This window comes from Tsuneonella suprasediminis (assembly GCF_003605755.1).
GTDB lineage: Bacteria > Pseudomonadota > Alphaproteobacteria > Sphingomonadales > Sphingomonadaceae > Tsuneonella > Tsuneonella suprasediminis.
Genome location: NZ_RAHJ01000009.1, coordinates 1 through 1,210 on the forward strand (window position 1 = coordinate 1; position 1,210 = coordinate 1,210).

Annotated in this window: 1 protein-coding gene and 1 other annotated feature; the gene reads right to left on the reverse strand. The window is 62.0% G+C overall.

Annotation, left to right across the window (positions count from 1 at the left end; all coding sequences use genetic code 11):
• Positions 1–1,180 (reverse strand): IS3 family transposase gene (locus tag D6858_RS02625; protein ID WP_120106929.1). Its coding sequence is split into 2 segments (ribosomal slippage), with 1,181 coding nucleotides annotated over them: positions 1–892 and positions 892–1,180; the frame shifts between segments, so codons are not numbered across the junction. This gene is flagged as partial in the annotation.
• Positions 783–899: a sequence feature (AL1L pseudoknot), on the reverse strand. It overlaps the preceding gene by 117 nt.
• Positions 1,181–1,210: the final 30 nt, after the last annotated feature.

Below are 1,210 nucleotides of genomic sequence, written 5' to 3' on the forward strand. Positions count from 1 at the left end.
GCTTCGGCAGGCGGGATATTGCCGATGGGCGCGAGCAGGCGCCGGTTGTTGAACCAGTCGACCCATTCGAGCGTGGCGTATTCCACGGCTTCAAATGATCGCCACGGACCTCGGCGGTGGATGACCTCGGCCTTGTAAAGGCCGTTGATCGTTTCGGCCAAGGCGTTGTCGTAGCTGTCGCCAACACTGCCGACCGATGGTTCGATCCCGGCTTCGGCAAGACGCTCGGTATACTTGATCGAGACATATTGGCTGCCACGATCACTGTGGTGGATCAGGCCGCCACGGTGAACAGGCCGTCGGTCATGGATCGCCTGCTCCAGGGCATCGAGTACAAAGCTGGCATGCGCCGTTCTGCTCACCCGCCAGCCCACGATATAGCGGGCGTAAACGTCGATCACGAAGGCGACATAGACGAACCCGGACCACGTCGCGACGTAGGTGAAGTCCGAGACCCACAGCATGTTGGGTGCCGGTGCATGGAACTGGCGGTTGACCTGATCGAGCGGACATGGCGCTGCCTTGTCGCTCATCGTCGTCTTCACCGGCTTCCCCCGGATCACGCCCTGCAGGCCCAGCTCACGCATCAGCCGTTCCACCGTGCAGCGGGCAATATCGAAGCCCTCGCGCTGCATCTGCCGCCACACCTTGCGATACCCGTAGACCTTGAAGTTGGCATCGAACACGCGCTGAACCTCGGGCTTCATTGCTTCGTCGCGCTGGGCGCGTGGTGACAGGCGCGACGGATCGCGGCGCTGTGCGACACGCTCGTGGTAGGTTGATGGGGCGATCGGCAGAACCCGGCAGATCGGCTCGACCCCATACTCACCCCGATGCTCATCAATGAAGCTGGTCATCGCTTGAACGGGCGGTCGAGCTCCGCCTGGGCAAAATATGCAGAGGCCTTGCGCAGGATCTCGTTGGCCTGGCGCAGCTCGCGGTTCTCGCGTTCCAGCGCCTTCAGCTTGTCTGCAACCTCCACCGGTACGCCGGCACGCTTGCCGCTGTTCACCTCGGCTTTCTTCACCCACTCCAGCAACGTGTGCCCTGAACAGCCAATCATCGCCGCTATGGATGTGATCGCTGCCCACCGGGATGGATGCTCGCTCTCTTGGTCCAGAACCAGGCGGACTGCCCGCTCGCGAACTTCCGGTGCAAACTTGTTCGTCGTCTTGCTCATCGTAGACCCTTCCTCTCAGGAGTTAGGGCC